The sequence below is a fragment of the Paenibacillus sp. 1A_MP2 genome, from assembly GCF_052244825.1.
GTDB classification, from domain to species: Bacteria; Bacillota; Bacilli; order Paenibacillales; family Paenibacillaceae; genus Paenibacillus; species Paenibacillus vandeheii.
Window position 1 is genome coordinate 499789 of record NZ_JBQQCS010000001.1, and the last position, 18069, is coordinate 517857.

An 18069-nucleotide genomic window follows, 5' to 3' on the forward strand; every position below is an offset into this window, starting at 1 on the left:
TCAGGTCTATGAACTGACCAAAATTATGATAATAGTCCGATCCTTAGATATGAGTTGTACCAATTCGATAAATGCAATGCCGAAGGATACTTTTTATTGAACAAATTAATCTTTCAGCCCTATAACCGGGTTATCTATCTGACATAAACTAGCGTATACTGATGGAATAGCAAATATCTTCAAATTGCATATTTAAATTGACCCATATTATTGATACACTAGATCAAGGTTATATTCATTCAGAGAAGGGGCGGGCCTGTTCAAGAATGGGGCTTGCTGCAATGCCAAATCGATAACGCTTACATCCTTTTGGCAAATATAGGATATAAGGACGGTAGACATGAGCCAGGGACAAACGAGTACAGATGTTATCTTGATTGGTGCCGGAATTATGAGTGCAACTTTGGGAACTTTGCTTAAACAATTGGCACCAGACTGGAATATTAAGGTTTTTGAGAAGCTCGCCAGTGCGGGGAGGAAAGCTCCAACGAATGGAATAATGCCGGAACCGGGCATTCTGCATTGTGCGAACTTAACTATACCGTTGAACGACCAGACGGATCCGTAGATATTAGCAAAGCCATTACGGTGAATGAGCATTTTCAAATCTCAAGGCAATTTTGGTCCTATCTCGTCAAAAGCAATCTGATTCGTAATCCGCGGGACTTCATTATGCCGCTTCCTCATTTGAGTTATGTACATGGAGAGCAGAATGTCCTGTTTCTAAAAAGACGCTTTGAAGCGTTAGCAAAACATCCGTTGTTCGTGGGTATGGAATTCTCGGATAATAAGAAAAAACTGGCGGAATGGATTCCGCTGATGATGAAAAACCGCACGGGCAATGAACCGATTGCAGCCACCAAAATTGACTCCGGTACGGATGTTAACTTTGGTGCTTTAACGCGTATGCTAATGGAACACTTGAAGAAACAAAACGTGGATATCCACTACCAACATAGCGTGAAGAATATGAAACGCACAAGCAATGGATCTTGGGAATTAGCCGTGAAAAATCTGAAGAGCGGAACCGTCGAACGGCACACCGCGCAATTCGTCTTTATCGGTGCGGGTGGCGGAAGCTTGCACTTGCTGCAAAAATCCGGCATTCCAGAAGGCAAACATATTGGCGGCTTCCCGGTGAGCGGCATCTTCATGGTGTGCAAAAACCCGAAAGTCGTGGAGCAGCACCATGCCAAAGTATATGGAAAAGCTTCGGTGGGTGCTCCACCGATGTCTGTTCCGCATCTGGACACCCGATTTATCGAGAATCAAAAATCGCTATTATTTGGACCGTTTGCCGGATTCTCGCCAAAATTCTTAAAGACGGGCTCCAATGCCGACTTGATTACGTCCGTGAAGCTGCACAACTTGCTCACGATGCTCGCGGCAGGCGTCAAAGAAATTTCATTAACGAAATACCTGATCCAACAGCTCATGTTATCCAAGGAACAACGTATGGCCGAATTGCGTGACTTTGTTCCTGACGCCAAGAGCGATGATTGGGATATGGTGCTGGCGGGCCAGCGTGTGCAGGTGATTAAGGATACGGCTCAAGGCGGCAAAGGAACGCTTCAGTTCGGCACGGAGGTAGTCACTGCGGCGGATGGCTCGATTGCAGCATTGCTTGGTGCTTCACCGGGTGCATCGACTGCTGTTCACGTGATGCTGGAGATCCTCCAGAAGTGTTTCCCGCAGCATATGGATGCGTGGGAGCCAAAGATTAAGGAAATGGTTCCTTCCTATGGTAAATCACTTGTAGAGAACCTCGATCTTCTGAACCAGGTTCATGCTTCAACCGCTCGAGTGCTTGGGCTGACGGCTGAGAAATCAGTCGTTCGGATGTAACGAGCTGTATGTTTCCTCTTCTATAGTGGGTGTGATAAAGAGCTAAGCCGGCTAAAAACCGCGCTTAGCTCTTTTTTAAAATGACCTTCAGTTGTATGCTGCTCTTCTGTTCAGAACTACTCCACGCAAGTCAGAGCATTTCTTTTAATTTAACCAGTCGTAATACTTTCGCCCTGTTGGGAGATCGTGGAATCTGAGATGATGGGTTCATCAAAGGTTCGGGTCACGAACTTCGGACCTTTGGCCTTCAGGCTATGGCGATCCTTCCTTCTAACTTCATTGGCGAACTTAGGGTCGCCGCTTTCCTGAAGATCTCAATTCAGAGAGGAGGCGTCCAGGCTATCATATTCCTTCCTTCTACAGCAGACCACCAATTGTAGGGATATGGCTTTCCTGGACTCTTTTATCATGAACAATACCATCTATTTGCGCAGAGCGAACAAACTCATGATCGAGCAAGAACAAGGGGAGAAACAGCTGCCGAAGATTTATTTGGCGACTGCCCTTAAAAATATAGAAACGCTTGGCTACACATTCTCGAATGAGTTGATGCAAGCCGTGCGAACGTTATCCAAGGAACAGTTTGAAGCATTGGTTGCCCAGGTTGTGGCTGATCTGAGAATTATGGTCGGCGCGCATGTGGACTACAAACCGATGTATCCTGGATTTCCAACGCAGGTGATGGAGGAAGATGAGGTGGAGCTCTACCTGAACGCCATCCTTCATTATCTGACCCTGGTATATCCGAATCGTGAACCCGTGGAAAGAGTGCCTTTGCTGGACAAAGTAAACCTGAAAGTCATTGGCCTCGGCAACAAGGCAGACTTTCAGACGCTCATCCGCCAACTGATCGAAGCGAAGGGCTCCATCTCGGGGACAGACAAAGCAGATATCGATACGGTGCTGGAACATGCGGAACCGGATGAAGTGGATCCGCTGTTGCCAGCCGAGATTCCTTTCAAGGAAAATGTGGGGTTCGTGGTAGCTTCATTATTGAAGCACGAAAAGGCCAATATCGACCGGATCGGTCCATATTTTAGAACGGCAACGGATGTCCTTCGTCTCGCTGTGGCCTGGTCGGATGGTGATGTCAGCCTGGCTGTAGCTTCGCCTTTCCGTAAATTCAAGCGGCGTGAGAGACGACTGCTGCTTGGTCTCCTGGAACAAAGCGGTTCGATTACGGAAGATATGCTCCGTTACAAGGATCGCTGGATTCGTCTGGGCGAAATTCTGCATCCTTCGGAATATAAGCTGCGGTACCCGCAATGTGATGAAGCTTTTGATATTTTGCGGAATAACAAGCCGTTTACGACCTTTAACGGGAGTGTGGAGCTTGCCTTCCAGTACCAGAATGTGTGGAGTCTGATTGAGCTGTTGAAGCAGCGCCCGGGTGAGTTTGCGAGAAGACTGGATCACCTGTTGCGCTCTACCACGGATAAGGAATATGTATTGCTGGCGTTCAGTGAAATTCTGGAGCACGTATCAACCCCGGTATTGCTGCAGGTAAAACAGCATTTTGCCCAGCGTAATGAGCCGCAGGATCTGCGTGTATTTTTCCCCAAAGGTAATGTAGCGAAAGCTTTTGCTGTTCCGAATCAGCTTCCGAAGATAGACGAGGGCACTTGTCTCGACGTTGTGCAGGCGTGTGAACAGGCGCTGGTGCAGCGCTTTGCAGCCCTTCCTTCGCTTGGGAAGACGTATGTCGATCCGCAGCTCCATAATTATCTGGTGCCCTTTTCCCAAGATCGGCGAGCAAGGCTCTTCATACGATTGTACGGGGAAGCCGGGTGCCGATGGCGGAAGGAGATACAATTCGTTGCTTCAACTGGTGGAAGGAAGGGACCGTGAATGGTCAAGCAACGGGGCGCGTGGATATCGATCTGTCTGCGGTGATGTACGATGAGAACTGGAACTATGTGGAGCATATCTCCTATACGAATCTGCGTTCATCCAACTACAAGGCCGTTCACAGCGGGGATATCGTGACAGCGCCTCATGGTGCAAGTGAGTTCATTGACCTGCACATTCCGTCGATCGTTGCTTATGGCGGACGTTATGTGGTGGCGAGTCTGCTTTCCTTTACGAGTCATCCGTATTGCGATTTGCCGGAGTGTTTTGTGGGCTGGATGATGCGGAAGAAGCCGGGTTCCGGGGAGATTTTCGAGCCGTCCACAGTGGCTAACAAAATCGATATTACTGCGGATACGCAGATTGCGATTCCCGTCATTATGGATCTGGTGGAGCGTACGGTAATCTGGACCGATCTGGCGCTCACCAGACACCCGGATTACTACAATAATGTTGAGGGCAATCAAAAAGGGATGGTCCTGATGGGCAAAGCTCTGACCACGATGCGTAAACCGGACCTGTACGACTTGTTCACGCTTCATGCCAAGGCCCGAGGTGAATTGGTGGACACGATAGAACAGGCGGATACGATTTATTCGGTGGAGCAAGGGATTACCCCATTCGATATCGAGCAGATTATGGCGGAATATTTAGCTTGAGTCGATCACATGTGAATACGGATGCGTAGACAGAAAAGAGCAGCGGAGAGCTGCTCTTGTTTGGGTTTATGAGTGGCGAATGCTGGAATTAAACTGTCTAGCGAATGAATCAAGCATGTGCCCTTCACTCATTCGCTTCTTTCAACACTTCTGCTCCGCCTGATTCCATAAATTCCTGGACGAAATCATCAAATTCACTCAACGGCCTCTCCCCAGTGATAAAGGCGATGTAAGCCTTGTTCTTCAGCTTGATCAATTCCGGGCCGCTCTTGATCAGGGAGGGTGTCGCCACCTCAAGCTCGTTGTAGATACCGTCCTTGTCCAGCCCAAGAGTCGAGGCCCATTGTTCGCGCTGTGCGGTCTGTTTTAGCGGAATGGTCATACCGAGATTAGCGCCAATTAGATTCTGATAGCTAAACATGGTGTCATACGGAGGCAGGATGATGATGTCCTGCGAATGAGTTTTGGCTCTCGTCCAATGCTTACCCTGTATGCCGAAGGTCATTGTGGCTGCTTCATCCGGGTCAGGGTTCGCGCTAACGTAATCTAGGATCTGCAGTATGGTTTCCAGCTTGCCCGGCTCCTTGACGGCATCGGCACCGATGGCGGTGAAGCTCATTAACATATCGTAGGCTCTGGAGCCGCGTTGACCATATGGTCCGGTGAAAGGCCTGCTCAATACAACACGAGCATTAGGATTCTTGGCTACCAGTTCCTTTACGTTAAAGGTGGATTGAACTGGAGTCTCCACGGCATGTCCATATTCATCGTAGCTCCACTCCAGATAATCAGCCTCCTGAATCCAGTGGTAGTAATTGCCCATGGAAGTCATGCCAATCCTGCCGTTAATAAAGGCGTGGGACAAGTGCTTGTAGCCACCCTTATTCTCTCCGGTGATGAACTCGGGATCAATCACGCCGTCCTGATACCATTTGCGCAAATAGTGAAGAGCTTCCTTCATTTCCGGCTGCAGCGCGCCGATGACCTTCTTCCCGTTCTTATCACTGAAATAGAGCTGATCTGCGAAGACAATCTGACCGAAGGCGCCAAACACAACGTTCATCCCTTCGCTGGACAAACCGTAGGTATCCTTAATACCATTACCGTCGGGGTCATCGTTGGTAAAGGCATAGATTACTTTTTCGAAATCGGCTAACGTTTGTGGTACCGACAGGCCCAGTTTCGCCAGCCAATCCTGCCGAAAAACGACTGGACTCCGATAGATATTGGTTGGATTAATGACAGGGATGCCATAGGATATGCCGTCGATTATCCCAGAGTTTTGATAAGCGGGTGCATTCTCTCGAATGGCTCGCATCAGGTTTGGAGCATACGTGTTAAGCGTATCCAGTGGAATCTCGGCCAGCAGTCCTTGCTGCTGGTATTTCAGCAGGTCCTGCGGCTGACGGATGCGGAACAGATCGGGAATTTCGCCTTGGGCCAGCTTCATGTCGAGCAGTGCTTCATATTTGTTGTTCTCTAGGTTCCACACATCCAGATCGACGTTGAACTTATCCTCCACGTACTTTAGCATTTCAGCATTTTCGGGTACCGAAAGATTCTGATGCAGGGTCCATGAAATTCGGTAACGTGGAGTACTGGAGCCCGACTCGGTCTGTTGTGTTTCCGTTGAGGTCTGCTGAACGGATTGAAGATCACAACCGCTCAGAGTGCTGGCCACGATGACTGGAATCAGCATGGCGAGAAGTGAAGTAACGCGTAGCCATCCCTTTTTTTTCATCCTGTATTCCTTCCTCACCTTAAGATCCGGCTTCCGTCAGCCCGGCAGAAGCGATATTGCGCAAGTAATGGCCTGGCGTACAACCGTACATTTCCTTGAACCGTTTAATGAAATAGGCAGTGGTTCCGTAACCGACGGAGATTGCGATCCGTTCAATGGTCATGTTGTTGTTCTCAATCAGTTCTTTGGCCCGTTCCATGCGTCGGGAGGTGACATAATCGGTATAGGTGACGCCGAGCTCTTCCTTGAAGAGCTTACTCATATATTTGGGGCTGATGAACACCTGTGCAGCTACCATATCCAGCGATAAGTCTTCCGGAAGATGATCCTCGATATATTGCTTCGCCAGTTCAATTGTGGAGACTGCTCGTTCGCTGTTCCGCTTCTCCGTCTCTCTGATGAACACGGTAACAGACTCCACCAGCCAGTCGCGGTACGCGTGGATATTGCGGATACTGATGTATTCATGGTACAGATCAGGATGGCCCAATTGAAGAGGATGCTTATAACGAACGTTTTTCACTACATCCGAGTAAATGAATACCGTATTCGCCAGCATAAAATGGCAATAGTCAGCGGGGTACGCTCCCTCCCGCATCGTGGTAATGATCTGATCGATCGCTGCGGCGCTCTCTTCCGGCTGCCTCGCGTGCAGCTTGTCCCTAAACTTTGCGAGCATGGCCTGTGGTATCTCATCCAGGTTATGCTCCCGCAGGAGCAGGGTATGGTCCTTCAGTATGGCTAGTTCCGGTAAGAAGTAAGCATATTTCATTCGTGTCTGCGCTTCGTTGTAGCTTAGATGCACGTCTGCCAGTTCCCGCACCCAGGAGCCCAGCGATAGCTGGATATCCTGCTGGAATTGCTCCCTTGCTTTGGATAGCAGCAAATTGGAGAATTGGTCCAGCAGCGGGTCAGATGCGATATGGCTGCACAGGATAACCACCAGTTTTTTGTCCGGTAATTCTTCTGCAATGAGCTGGCTGTCAGGCAGGGGCAGGGTTTCCAGCCCGTGTATCATTCGGGATACCATGACTGACAGGCTTTCAGAGCTGAGGCCTGCGGAGGCTTCTCCTGTATTTAGAAGCAGACAGCAGTACTCTTTGTATTCCTGTGAAATGCCCAGAGAAGCCAGTTCCTCCATCCATTGCTCCCGGGTATATCCACCCGTAATAAATTCAGCACAGCATTGTGCTTAATAGCCGGGCTGTTCGCCAGAAGTGTCTCTTCGAGATTATTCACTTTATCACTTAATTGCATGAAGGCTCGGTCGATCAGCCGATATTCATTCGTAATATGCTTCGGCTCAGGGTCGGATAAATCCTTAATTCGGCTGACGAGGCGTTTAATCGGGCTATAGTTGGCCTTGGTCAGCAAAGCAGATAGCACAAGTCCGATTAGGATGGCGAAGAGGCAGATACCGAGAATTAGCTTCTGGACCATAATCGATTGCTCATAGTAGAAGCTGGCCGGCATTGCGCTGTAGATGGTCCAGCCCGTAGATGGGAGTGTCTGATAAGACACAACATAGGACGTATCACCAATCGTATCGTCAAAGCTTCCCACAGTGCTTCCGGACTTTAGTGCCATCGTAATGCTGGACTGGAAGTCTCCCTGCGTTTCGTGAATGTCTATTTTGGCATCGCTGATGGCGCTGCCTGCTGCGTTCACAACAAACGTACTCTTGTATTGGGAGGGCATCATATTCTCTATGATGCTGCTTATGGCACTTTCATTTACGTCAATTGCAACAATGACATCTCCAGTCTCGCCTGTGGACTGAAAGGGATAGCTGTGTGCATACGTGAACAGCGCATTGCCGCTGCCGCTTGCAAGGCTGGAGAAAATATCCTGTGGCACCTGTCGTGTAGGCGTCCACAGGCTGTTTTGTTTATTGCTTCGCATGCCGTTAAGCCAATCGCCATAATGTGTCGCACTTTCCCCTTGATTGGCATTATACTTCAGACCGTATAGAGACGATAACATAATGTTCTGCCCTGGATAATAGAGGTGTATCGCCTGAATAAGATCACTATTGCCGGCTACCCTGGACTTAAGCAATTCCTGAAGATCGATGACGTGGTCCAGACCATTCCGATAAGATGGCTCAGCGAACAGGCGAATGTCTGCAGACTTGTCGAGCGATAGATCCAGATAGATCTGCTGTACTCTTTTCAGCACGGTATTTTCAATTGTACGGACTGTATTTTCCAGAATCAGCTGATTCTTGTTCTGCAATTCTTCATTGTAACTGCGCGAAAAATAGATATAGAAGAAAGAGCATACGAGCAGGACAATGACGAGCACGATGGATACATAAGATGCCGCCAGCCCGGCCCATGCGGAGCTCCATTTTTTCATGATGCATACCTCCCGGCGACGATTATACACTACACGATTGACCATCAGTTCATGATTTTTATTAAGAGAATGTTAAATGTCGAAAAAAGGCGATATTGATCCTAAATTGATACAATGGCGAAATTGTTTTATTGCTGGTTGAAGGGGCCTGATGCTACATTGAGACCGATTCGAGACCAACTACAAAACGATGGGAGTCGAAAAGAATTGAAAACGAAAGCCAACAAAAACAAAAAGAGAATGTTAGCCGCTGCTGTGGGTGTAGCACTTATCTCCAATTCATTCGCATCAAGCATTGCGCTTGCAGCGTCGGATGATACCACAATCCCGTTGCCGGCCGAGCCGACCTGGGGGTACTTTGTAGATACGTATAAGAGCAACAGTTCCTCCAACACAACAATAGAAACCAACTCGGCCATCGGTACACTGTCCAAGTTTCTGGACCTATGGACACCGGGTGATTCTTGGAACAATGGTACGAAGCTTAACGAGAAGGTACTGGACTACAACATTCAATATGTAGCCGATATCGCAGCAACACGTACCCAAGCGGAAGAGGATGCTGCCTACTATACAGACCGTACGAATCAAACCTACGGTGCGACCGAGGGACTGGGTTCGCTGGCTGATGTGTATCGTGAAAAATCAGGCACTTATACGACGATTACAAGCATTCCGGAAGACGCTACGACAACGAAGTACGATGATGGCAATAACACGAACAAAGCCGGAGATTCGAATTCCGAGCTGGGCAAAATGGTAGATCTGGTTGGAGCCTTGCGGGGTAACGCCGCATCTTCGAATCCATCAAAAAATTTCTTCAATTATATGCGTCCTTTCCGCTGGCTGAATACGAATGAGGTTGTCGTGCCAACGCTGAGACCGGCAATCAAAGATGAGAAAGATGCAGCCTCTGACGGCGGCTTCCCGAGCGGACACACCAATGCGTCCTACCTTGCTGCACTTGCATTAGCTTATGCTACACCTGAACGGTTCCAGGAGTTGGTAACCCGTGCATCGGAGATGGGTAACAACCGGATTGTAGCCGGAATGCACTCTCCGCTAGATGTCATGGGTGGACGTGTACTCGCAACGGCCCTGGCAGCAGGTGCTCTGAATGATCCAGAAAATGCAGACCTGAAGCAAGCGGCGTATGATCAGGCGCATAACGTATTGTTGAAGGAGACTGGTTCAGCAGAAGATCGTTTTACCGACTATGAGAAAAACAAGGCTGATTATACCCAGCGTCTGACCTACGGGTTTGAGCAGATCAGTTCCACAACGGAACCGGTAGCGGTACCTAAGGGAGCAGAAGTGCTGACTGAGACCAGACAGCCTTATCTGACAGATCAACAGCGTCGTGCTGTGTTGGCAACAACGGCAATAGAATCGGGCTACCCTTTGCTTGATGATCCGGAAGGCTGGGGACGTCTTAATCTGTTTGCGGCAGCAGACGGATACGGTGCATTCAATAGCGATGTAACGGTAACGATGGATGCCAGCAAGGGTGGTTTCAACGCCATGGACGTTTGGCGGAACAACATCTCCGGTACGGGGAAGCTGACGAAAGAAGGCAGCGGTACCTTGAAGCTGCGGGGAGCGAACACTTACTCCGGCGGTACCCAGGTTAATGCAGGTACATTGGAAGGTGATACCGCTACTGCATTCGGGAGTGGCGATGTGGTCAACAGCGGTGGTACGGTTACGGAGAGCGTAACTGGAAAATGGAACATCGAAGGCAACTTCACGCAGGCCGCTGACGGTATGCTAGAGCTGAACGTAGCTTCCGCAAATGACGTACTCGATGTTAAAGGTACGGTAAACACCTCCGGAACGCTGCACGTGAACTTTGCCAACAGCTATGTGCCGGGTCCAGGTGTTGTGACGCTTGTAAACTATGGCGCTAATCAGCAAAGTGGAAAATTTGCCTCCGTTCAGGTAGAGGGTCTGCCAAGCAAATATAGCACTCAAGTTGTGTATCTAAGCAACCAGATTGCATTGTCTATTACCGATACAACAAATCCAGGTACAACGACACCTGGTACAGGTGGCGATTCAACTACGACACCAAGCACAGGTGGTGGTTCAACTACAACACCAACTAACCCAACAACGGATTCTGATACAGATTCAGGAACGGTTACAACGCCTCCTACAACGGAACCAACGGTACCTCCTGCAACAGAAGTCAATCCGTTCAAATCCGGCGTAGTTAACCAGGAAACAGTTCTGAAGACACTTAACGAAGCTATTGCTGCAACGAAAAATGAAACTAAAACCTTCAGTGATATCACGGGTCACTGGGCCGACAGAAACATCAGTGCTGCCATGAAGCTGCGCATGATTAACGGTTATGCCAATGGCAAGTTCCAGCCTAATGCATCCGTTACCAGAGCGGAATTTACCGCTATGATCGCTCGGGCATTCGGTCTCGGCGAAAGCGCGGCTTCGGCAAGCTTCAAGGATACCAGCTCGAACTGGGCTGCGGGTTACATCGATGCTCTGGCTGATAAGGGAGTAATCGGTGGGTATCCGGACGGCAGCTTCAAGCCAAATGCAACAATTTCCCGCGCCGAGATGGTGGCAATCATTGCTCGCATGCTCAATCTGAATGCACTGGCGACCAGCACACCAGCCAGCTTCAACGATGTGGATAGCAGCAATTGGGCTGCAGATGTGATTGCGCAAGCTTCATCTGCCAACCTTGTTCAAGGATTATCATCCTCCGTGTTCTCGCCGAACGGCAAAGCGACAAGAGCTGAAGCCGTGACGTTGATCATTCGCGCACTGGAGAGCGACAGCTCAATCAAAGAGCTGATCGAAGGCTTGTAAAAGCATATATATGCTATTCGCTGGAGCCGAAAGCTCAGCCCAAATGAGTAGCGCATCCATATAACATCAAAGGGCGAGCTGGTTCCAGTAATACGGACCAGCTCGCTCTTTTGATATTGTTTTGGTTAACACTCCATATTGCGATATAATAATCCATAATGAAAACGGCCTGTCCACATGTATCATGGAATATGAATCAGTGTAGAAGGGATAAGAGATATGCAAAGCTATCATTTCTCTTCATTATTGAATAATGAGAGAAGCCAATTGCCAGATCAAATTGCGAATTATATATTAAAAAAAATATTTATAGGCGAGCTGGTTCAAGATACTCGATTAATTGAATCCAACATAGCCAAAGAGTTAAATGTAAGTAATATTCCAGTTAGAGAAGCATTCTACATCCTGGAAAGCAGAGGTGTGATCGAGCGGCTGCCAAGAAGGGGCGTGCGTGTAAAGGCGATTTCCGAAGAAGAGATGGCGGACTACACAACTGCCTTAATTGAACTGTTCCGAATTGGAATTGATTATTCCAGATCGAAGTGGGATGGAGATAATAAGGATCAACTTCAGCAGTATTTAAGAGAAGCCAAGGAACAGCTAAGCCAAAAGAACATTTTGGAATACGTTGTGAAGGTGCATCAATTATGCGGTTATGTCTTTCAGGTCGCTGGAAACAAAGCATTTATCAAATTTTACTCGGATATCACGTTTATCACGAATGTCTACTCCCAGATGAACTGGGGCGATGTGGAGCGAACGAAAATTCGCAGCCTGTACCTGGAGGAGCTTGTGAATGCCCTCGTCCAGGACGAATTTGAAAAAGCAAAAAAATCATTCGAGATATTGACCAGACAATCCTTGACTATCCAAAATGAAACACAAGAAAGAGACAGTCTACAGTAATCGTAGCTGTCTCTTATTGGTTTCAAGAGCTTAGTTAGCCATAACGCCGCCATCCACAATGATCTCTGTACCGGTTATGAATTTGGATTCTTCGGATGCGAGGAACAGTGCTGCATAGGCGACATCAATCGGATCGCCAAAGTGTCCCAGAGGCGTTTTGTTCAGGTAATATTGCTTGGCTTCTTTGGCCTCGTCCGTTTCAAGAACAGCAGACATCGGTGTTCTGATCTGGCCCGGGCAGATTACGTTTGCACGCACATTGTCTTTACCATAATCGACTGCGATGTTTCGGGTCATCCCGATGAGACCGGCTTTGGCAGCCCCGTAGCCTGTCCCTCCTTGTCCACCAATTAGACCACCGATGGAAGAGATCGTAACGATTGAACCGCCGCCGTCCTTAATCATTTCGGGAATGGCATATTTGCTGCCCAGGAAAGCCCCCTTCAGGTTAATACCAATCAGTTTGTCCCATTCATTCACGTCATGTTCAGCGGCCTTGGCTACAAATGGACCTGCCACCCCTGCCGTATTGACCAGAACATTGACTTTACCATACGTATCTACAGCCGCTTTAATTGTGCTTTCCCATTCCTCAGGTGAGGATATATTCAATTTGACCGCAATGGCATCTCCACCACTGGCTTTGATCTCGTCAATTATGTTCTGAAGACCTTCCATATTCATATCAGCACCAACCACTTTTGCACCTTCTTTGGCAAATAAACGAGCCTGTTCAGCGCCCATACCACTGCCTGCACCTGTGATAACTGCCACTTTACCTGATAATCTACCCATGATAACGCCTCCAAATATGTGTAGTAGTATTCGTTTATATAATAAATTATATATAATATATAATTTTATGTCCAATAGATTTTGGATTGACTTAAAACGGTAAAGGATGAATGATCAGATCAGATATCGTTTTTATATCGATCTTCTCAGGGCCAGACGAAGAATTAAAGAGCAACATCTCAAAAAAGGCACCGTGATATAACTATTCTTGTCATTAGAATAGAGGAGATGAGCACATGGGCGTATTAAAAGGTAAAATCGCTTTAGTCACGGGGCAAGCCGGGAATCGGCAGGAGTATCGCGCTGCGGTTGGCTCAGGAGGGCGCATATGTTGTGGTTCACTATGGAAACAGACAGGATGAGGCGGAAGCAGTCGTTCGCCATATTGAGCAACATGGAGGCAATGCCTGCGCTGTGGGTGCTGACCTGAGAACGATGGACGGCGTTCATCACTTATTTGCTGGGCTGGATGAGGCTGTTCAGAATCAGACGGAGGCCAGTGGATTCGATATTCTGGTGAATAATGCGGGGATCGGGCAGATTGTTGGGATTGAAGAGACGACAGAAGCGTCCTACGAAGAGGTCATGAATCTTAATGTAAAAGCACCACTTTTCGTGACACAGCAGGCTCTGCCGCGAATGAATGATGGGGGGCGAATTATTAATATTTCGTCCTTTGTAACCAGGGTAGCTTCTCCAGGAGTATTTACGTACAGCATGTCCAAAGGAGCGATTGATACGTTTACGCTGCTTCTCGCGAAGCAGCTAGGGAGCCGTAATATTACGGTCAACGCCATCCAGCCGGGAATTATTAATACCGAGATGAATGCTGGGACGTTGCAGGATACGGAGGGGCAAAAATATGCGGCTGGCCTTTCCGCCTTTGGCCGATGGGGTGAGCCGGAGGATATTGCAGATATTGCTGCATTTCTGGCTTCACCGAATAGCCGTTGGGTAACGGGACAGTTGCTTGATGCAAGCGGCGGATCGCATCTATAACCGCATGGCGGATAAGCCTTCTTAAATGAGCTTGAATGAGCTTAGGCAAGATGAACGTTGTTGGATGATATTGGGGCGCTTACCTTTCGGGTGGCGCTCTTATTTCTTTTTCAGCTGTGTGGACCAATCTTGCCAAGGTGTGCAAAAAGAGCTATTTTGAGAGTAAATGAAGTTAATCGTTGTAAGGTTAGCCTTGATAAAAGAGACTGGATTAAACCGTTGAACCGTGCCTGATGAAAGGGGTAAAAATGAAAAACATACTGTTCAAATACATGAGTCAATTCACATCTCTTAACGAGCAGGAACAGCGGGCTATTGTTGAAGATATCCTCGTAAAGAATTATAAAAAAGGAACCGTACTCCTAAGACAAGGGGAGGTTCCTGCTAAATGTTACTTTGTGCTAAAGGGATGTGTACGCCAATACGCGATAGATGAAACGGGAAAAGAAGTCACCTCCAATTTCTATACCGAGGAACAAGCGGTCTCTATTTTCAATCGTCATCAGCACAATAAGCCATCGGCTTATACCTTAACCTGCCTGGAGGACTGTGTATTGGTGGTTGGTGACTTTCAAGCGGAGGACGACATGATTCTCCAATATCCCCCACTGGAAACGATGATACGCAAGATGGTAGAGGAGAACCTGGGTCAGGTTCAGGATGAATGGACATCATTTATCGGGTCTTCACCGGAAGAGCGGTATCAATCGTTATTGCGAAAACGACCCCATCTCGTCGATCGTGTACCCCAACATCAATTAGCCAGTTATCTGGGAATCACCCCAGAGTCATTAAGCAGAATCAAGAAGCGTGTTCATAGCCGTGATGATGGGTAAAGAAGTGTTTCATCAATAAACAAGGGCATCATGCTCTGTGGGATGGCTTTCCTCCTTTAATGAGCATCCAAATGCCTAAGCCCAGTTCGCCTGCGACCATGGGTATAGCAAATACCACTTGAAGCACTGTAACCAGCGCATCATATTGAGAAAGAAACGTTTTGCTTAGGTGAATGATAATATAGCCTATACCAGCGAGTAGTACCAAGATGCTGATCGTTTTGGGGATGCAGTATGCTTTTAAAGCCACATAGCCCACAATCAGTAGATGTGCACCAAATACGACCAGACCCACCGACCAGATTCGTTCGAATGCTTCCAGACAGAGCATCATTAGCGCTTGCGTCTGTTCCATTGGAAGTGAGGGTTTTGAATGTCCCGAGAGCAGCATTACCATGAGTAAGTTCAGGATGGCGATGCCCAGCAGCGATGAGTAGGTAAGACGCAGGCAAGCGCCAAGCAGTGAGAGGTTTTTATGAACAGGCTTCAGGAAAATATACAGCGCACACGAGACAACAACGTCGCTAATAAGAATGATGATCCATCCCAAAATCTCGGCCTTAAACAAGCCATATGATGCTGTGATATAGTTGAATGTAGTGCTGGCATCGCCGGGTACGACAAGTTTGCCATGGATATAACTATAGGAAAAAAATGCAGCCAGGGCCATGATGATCAGCGTTATTCCTACAGTTACAGCAGCTTTCCGTTCGTAAGAATGTTCTTGTATGGATGTAGACATAGTAAGATAGCCTCCTGTGTAATATGGTTGATGTTTATTTTAATCAGGAGTTGCATGATCGGCATTGATTTAAATCAAGGCAAGCAAAATGCTATAATTTCTACAACGAATAAGAGAGGGAGGCAAGATCAATGAACGATGAACTCTTGGAACGGCTAGAGGCCTGGCATGAACAGGATGAATACGAAGAGATTGTGGATGCGATTACACAAGTTCCGGAGGAGGAGCGGGACTATATTCTGGTCAACCATCTGGGCAGAGCGCTGAATAATATGGAGCGTTACCAGGAAGCAGTGGAGCAATTCCTGTCGGTTGAAGAAGAGGGGCAAAATGACCCGCTTTGGCATTACCGTATTGGTCTGGCGTATTATTATTTGGAGCAATATGAGAATGCGCGTGAAGCTTTCGAAGCAGCGGACCGATTGGAGCCGGGAGATGAGGATACACAAGAGTTCTTGGAATGGATTCGGAATAAAACAACTGAGGAGCCAGCAAAGGAATTGGAAGAGGAGTCTGTGGAAACACTCCACTCTGTGACTGAAATCAACATCGAAGCTGCACCTAGTATCCATCCCGATTCGACCAGCTTTTGGAATGACAGTCACGCAAACGTCGATCAATATGTGTTGTCCCCGCCTACCGATGAGCAGATTGAAGCCGTGGAGGAGCAGCTGGTATTCAAGCTGCCGACATTCTATATAAACATGATGAAACTACATAATGGTGGTGTTCCCTACTATCGTTATTTTCCGGTTAGCCAGGCCGGGAATGATGGGAAGATCTACATTGAAATTTCAAATATCCTGGGTATTGGACGTGAGAAGGCACATTCATTGGGTGGAGAAGCGGGCAGCCGGGTGATGATCGAGCAGGGTGGTTACCCGGAAATCGGTGTCGTCTTGAGTGAGTGCCCGTCTGAGTCTGAGGTGGTGATGCTGGATTATCGTGAATCCGGTAATGCTGGCGAACCTGAGGTTGTCCATGTAAATAAAGCGGAAGGCTACAAGATCACTTGGCTCGCGCCAAATGTTGAAACCTTTATTCGTGGTCTGGTGAATGAGGAAAAGCAACCTGCAAACCTTGAGGGTTCACTGTAAAGAGGGTTGTAGCTTCCTGTTATATACAATATTGAAGAAGCTGCATCCCGTAACAAAGGGTGCAGCTTTTTTAGTTGAGTACTTCCCATGTCATGTGGTAAATGAAGCACGTAATGTTGATGGTGAGATCATCGTATGTTCTGTTTAGCTGCGTTCAGGCAGCTCCCGCGTTGATTCTTCCCCATATAGCTCGTTCAAATGAGCGATGTGACCCACGCCCCAATCATTCATGGCCTGTAATAAAGGCGTCATTCGTTGACCATATTCCGTGATGGAGTACTCGACTTTGGGCGGAATCTGCTGATAGATTTCGCGATGAATGATGTCGTGATACTCTACTGATTAAGAGAATGGATTCTATACAGTCCTCAGATCCATGAGGGCTGTATTTTTTTAAACACTTCGTTTACTTCGCCATAGACATCCAAAATAAGGATATAAGGCCGGATGCGTTGCAGAAAGTCCATTCCTCTGTTATTATTTAGACATCTAATATTTAGTCATCTAAATATTAGACAAGTTATATATTTTCGGTTTCTTTACGAAAGGAGCTTGAGATTATGTTGAGAATGAAAGACAAAGTAGCCCTCGTTACTGGAGGCGCTTCTGGAATAGGATTGTCCGCAGCCCAATTGATGGCGAAAGAAGGAGCAAAAGTCGTTATTGCTGATTTCAATGTTGATGGGGCAAAGGAAGCAGCAGCGAATATTCAGGCTCAAGGTGGAGAGGCAGTGGCCGTTTTCTTGATGCCGGAGATGAAGCTTCGATTAAGGAAGCTGTGGAATTTGCAGTGCAACAATATGGTAAACTCACGTGCCTGTTCAACAACGTTGGCCTGACCAATCTGAAGAAGGATTTGGACGTGGTCAACGTAGATCTGGATGAGTGGGATCGTCTGATGAACGTCAATTTAAAAAGTGTGTTACTCGGTTGCAGATTCGCTATCCCTCATATGATTCAAGCGGGTGAAGGTTCCATCATTAATACAGCTTCGATGGCTGGTTTTACGGGAGATGCAGTTCGGGTTGCCTATGGTGCTTCAAAAGCAGGCGTTGTGAATCTGACAAGGTATATTGCCACTCAATATGGCAAACATAACATTCGTTGCAATGCTGTCGCACCTGGCTTGATCTTGACCCCGGCAGCCCAGAATAATATGCCTCCAGAGGTATTGGATATGTTCGCAAAATATAACGCGCTGCCCTATCACGGGGAGCCCGATGATATTGGATACACCGTCATGTTCCTCGCTTCGGATGAGTCCAAATTCATTACCGGACAGACCATTCAGGTTGAAGGCGGCCATTATATTGCCAATCCAACCGTTCCGGATTTTGAACAGTTTATGAACATGCACAATACGCTGAACAGCTAACGTGAATTCGTCCAAATAAAATATAGTTAGGAGTGT

General features: G+C 47.6%; 10 protein-coding genes and 4 pseudogenes. 8 read left to right on the forward strand and 6 right to left on the reverse strand.

The window, feature by feature from the left end:
* The first annotated feature begins 340 nt into the window (after nt 1-340).
* Together ACTWJ7_RS02710 and ACTWJ7_RS02715 are read left to right on the forward strand one after the other, a co-directional pair.
* Nucleotides 341-1845 (forward strand): annotated as a pseudogene (locus ACTWJ7_RS02710) (malate:quinone oxidoreductase).
* A 408-nt stretch (nt 1846-2253) separates the two neighbouring features.
* Nucleotides 2254-4352: pseudogene (locus tag ACTWJ7_RS02715) on the forward strand (TerD family protein).
* Between the two features lie 124 nt (nt 4353-4476).
* Here the strand turns inward: ACTWJ7_RS02715 and ACTWJ7_RS02720 are convergent.
* Genes ACTWJ7_RS02720 through ACTWJ7_RS02730 form a run of 3 tightly spaced genes read right to left on the reverse strand, consistent with a single transcriptional unit; the run spans nt 4477 to nt 8451 of the window.
* Nucleotides 4477-6093, reverse strand: a complete 1617-nt coding sequence (locus ACTWJ7_RS02720) for an extracellular solute-binding protein (protein WP_301246255.1) — start codon at nt 6091-6093, stop codon at nt 4477-4479.
* A gap of 19 nt (nt 6094-6112) precedes the next feature.
* A complete protein-coding gene (locus ACTWJ7_RS02725) occupies nt 6113-7234 on the reverse strand; it encodes a helix-turn-helix transcriptional regulator (protein WP_443145101.1) in 1122 nt (373 codons plus the stop codon).
* Nucleotides 7171-8451, reverse strand: a complete 1281-nt coding sequence (locus ACTWJ7_RS02730) for a cache domain-containing protein (protein ID WP_443145102.1) — start codon at nt 8449-8451, stop codon at nt 7171-7173. Before ACTWJ7_RS02730 ends, ACTWJ7_RS02725 begins: the two co-directional genes overlap by 64 nt.
* Nucleotides 8452-8691: 240 nt before the next feature.
* On the opposite strand from ACTWJ7_RS02730, the gene ACTWJ7_RS02735 reads away from it, so the two are divergent.
* Together ACTWJ7_RS02735 and ACTWJ7_RS02740 are read left to right on the forward strand one after the other, a co-directional pair.
* Complete coding sequence (locus ACTWJ7_RS02735) at nt 8692-11283, forward strand: S-layer homology domain-containing protein (protein ID WP_301880647.1); 2592 nt, start codon at nt 8692-8694, stop codon at nt 11281-11283.
* Nucleotides 11284-11502: 219 nt separating this feature from the next.
* Nucleotides 11503-12189, forward strand: a complete 687-nt coding sequence (locus tag ACTWJ7_RS02740; protein ID WP_079348317.1) for a GntR family transcriptional regulator — start codon at nt 11503-11505, stop codon at nt 12187-12189.
* Between the two features lie 30 nt (nt 12190-12219).
* On the opposite strand, the gene ACTWJ7_RS02745 is transcribed toward ACTWJ7_RS02740, so the two are convergent.
* Nucleotides 12220-12984 carry an SDR family NAD(P)-dependent oxidoreductase gene (locus ACTWJ7_RS02745; RefSeq protein WP_079348315.1) on the reverse strand — a complete coding sequence of 255 codons (765 nt, stop codon included), beginning with the start codon at nt 12982-12984 and terminating at the stop codon, nt 12220-12222.
* 236 nt (nt 12985-13220) lie between these two features.
* On the opposite strand from ACTWJ7_RS02745, the pseudogene ACTWJ7_RS02750 reads away from it, so the two are divergent.
* Together ACTWJ7_RS02750 and ACTWJ7_RS02755 are read left to right on the forward strand one after the other, a co-directional pair.
* Nucleotides 13221-13983, forward strand: a pseudogene (locus tag ACTWJ7_RS02750) (SDR family oxidoreductase).
* 248 nt (nt 13984-14231) lie between these two features.
* Nucleotides 14232-14819 (forward strand): Crp/Fnr family transcriptional regulator, encoded by a 588-nt coding sequence (locus ACTWJ7_RS02755; RefSeq protein ID WP_301880564.1) that lies wholly within the window; start codon nt 14232-14234, stop codon nt 14817-14819.
* Between the two features lie 28 nt (nt 14820-14847).
* Here ACTWJ7_RS02755 and ACTWJ7_RS02760 read toward each other — a convergent pair whose 3' ends face one another.
* On the reverse strand, nt 14848-15561 hold the full coding sequence (locus tag ACTWJ7_RS02760) for a DUF4386 domain-containing protein (RefSeq protein WP_301880563.1): 714 nt from the start codon (nt 15559-15561) through the stop codon (nt 14848-14850).
* Nucleotides 15562-15692: 131 nt separating this feature from the next.
* On the opposite strand from ACTWJ7_RS02760, the gene ACTWJ7_RS02765 reads away from it, so the two are divergent.
* Nucleotides 15693-16658: an SMI1/KNR4 family protein gene (locus ACTWJ7_RS02765; RefSeq protein WP_301880562.1), complete on the forward strand. Its 966-nt coding sequence runs from the start codon at nt 15693-15695 to the stop codon at nt 16656-16658.
* A gap of 144 nt (nt 16659-16802) precedes the next feature.
* Here the strand turns inward: ACTWJ7_RS02765 and ACTWJ7_RS02770 are convergent, their stop codons facing one another.
* Nucleotides 16803-16982 (reverse strand): winged helix-turn-helix transcriptional regulator, encoded by a 180-nt coding sequence (locus ACTWJ7_RS02770; protein ID WP_301880646.1) that lies wholly within the window; start codon nt 16980-16982, stop codon nt 16803-16805.
* Nucleotides 16983-17218: 236 nt separating this feature from the next.
* Between ACTWJ7_RS02770 and ACTWJ7_RS02775 the strand changes: the two are divergent.
* Nucleotides 17219-18033: pseudogene (locus ACTWJ7_RS02775) on the forward strand (SDR family NAD(P)-dependent oxidoreductase).
* The last annotated feature ends 36 nt before the right edge of the window (nt 18034-18069 follow it).

Coding starts and splice junctions, on each gene's coding strand:
- ACTWJ7_RS02725 (WP_443145101.1), bottom strand. CDS start 7,234: ATGGAGGAACTGGCTTCTCTGGGCATTTCACAGGAATACAAAGAGTAC.
- ACTWJ7_RS02745 (WP_079348315.1), bottom strand. CDS start 12,984: ATGGGTAGATTATCAGGTAAAGTGGCAGTTATCACAGGTGCAGGCAGT.
- ACTWJ7_RS02735 (WP_301880647.1), top strand. CDS start 8,692: ATGTTAGCCGCTGCTGTGGGTGTAGCACTTATCTCCAATTCATTCGCA.
- ACTWJ7_RS02730 (WP_443145102.1), bottom strand. CDS start 8,451: ATGAAAAAATGGAGCTCCGCATGGGCCGGGCTGGCGGCATCTTATGTA.
- ACTWJ7_RS02765 (WP_301880562.1), top strand. CDS start 15,693: ATGAACGATGAACTCTTGGAACGGCTAGAGGCCTGGCATGAACAGGAT.
- ACTWJ7_RS02740 (WP_079348317.1), top strand. CDS start 11,503: ATGCAAAGCTATCATTTCTCTTCATTATTGAATAATGAGAGAAGCCAA.
- ACTWJ7_RS02760 (WP_301880563.1), bottom strand. CDS start 15,561: ATGTCTACATCCATACAAGAACATTCTTACGAACGGAAAGCTGCTGTA.
- ACTWJ7_RS02755 (WP_301880564.1), top strand. CDS start 14,232: ATGAAAAACATACTGTTCAAATACATGAGTCAATTCACATCTCTTAAC.
- ACTWJ7_RS02720 (WP_301246255.1), bottom strand. CDS start 6,093: ATGAAAAAAAAGGGATGGCTACGCGTTACTTCACTTCTCGCCATGCTG.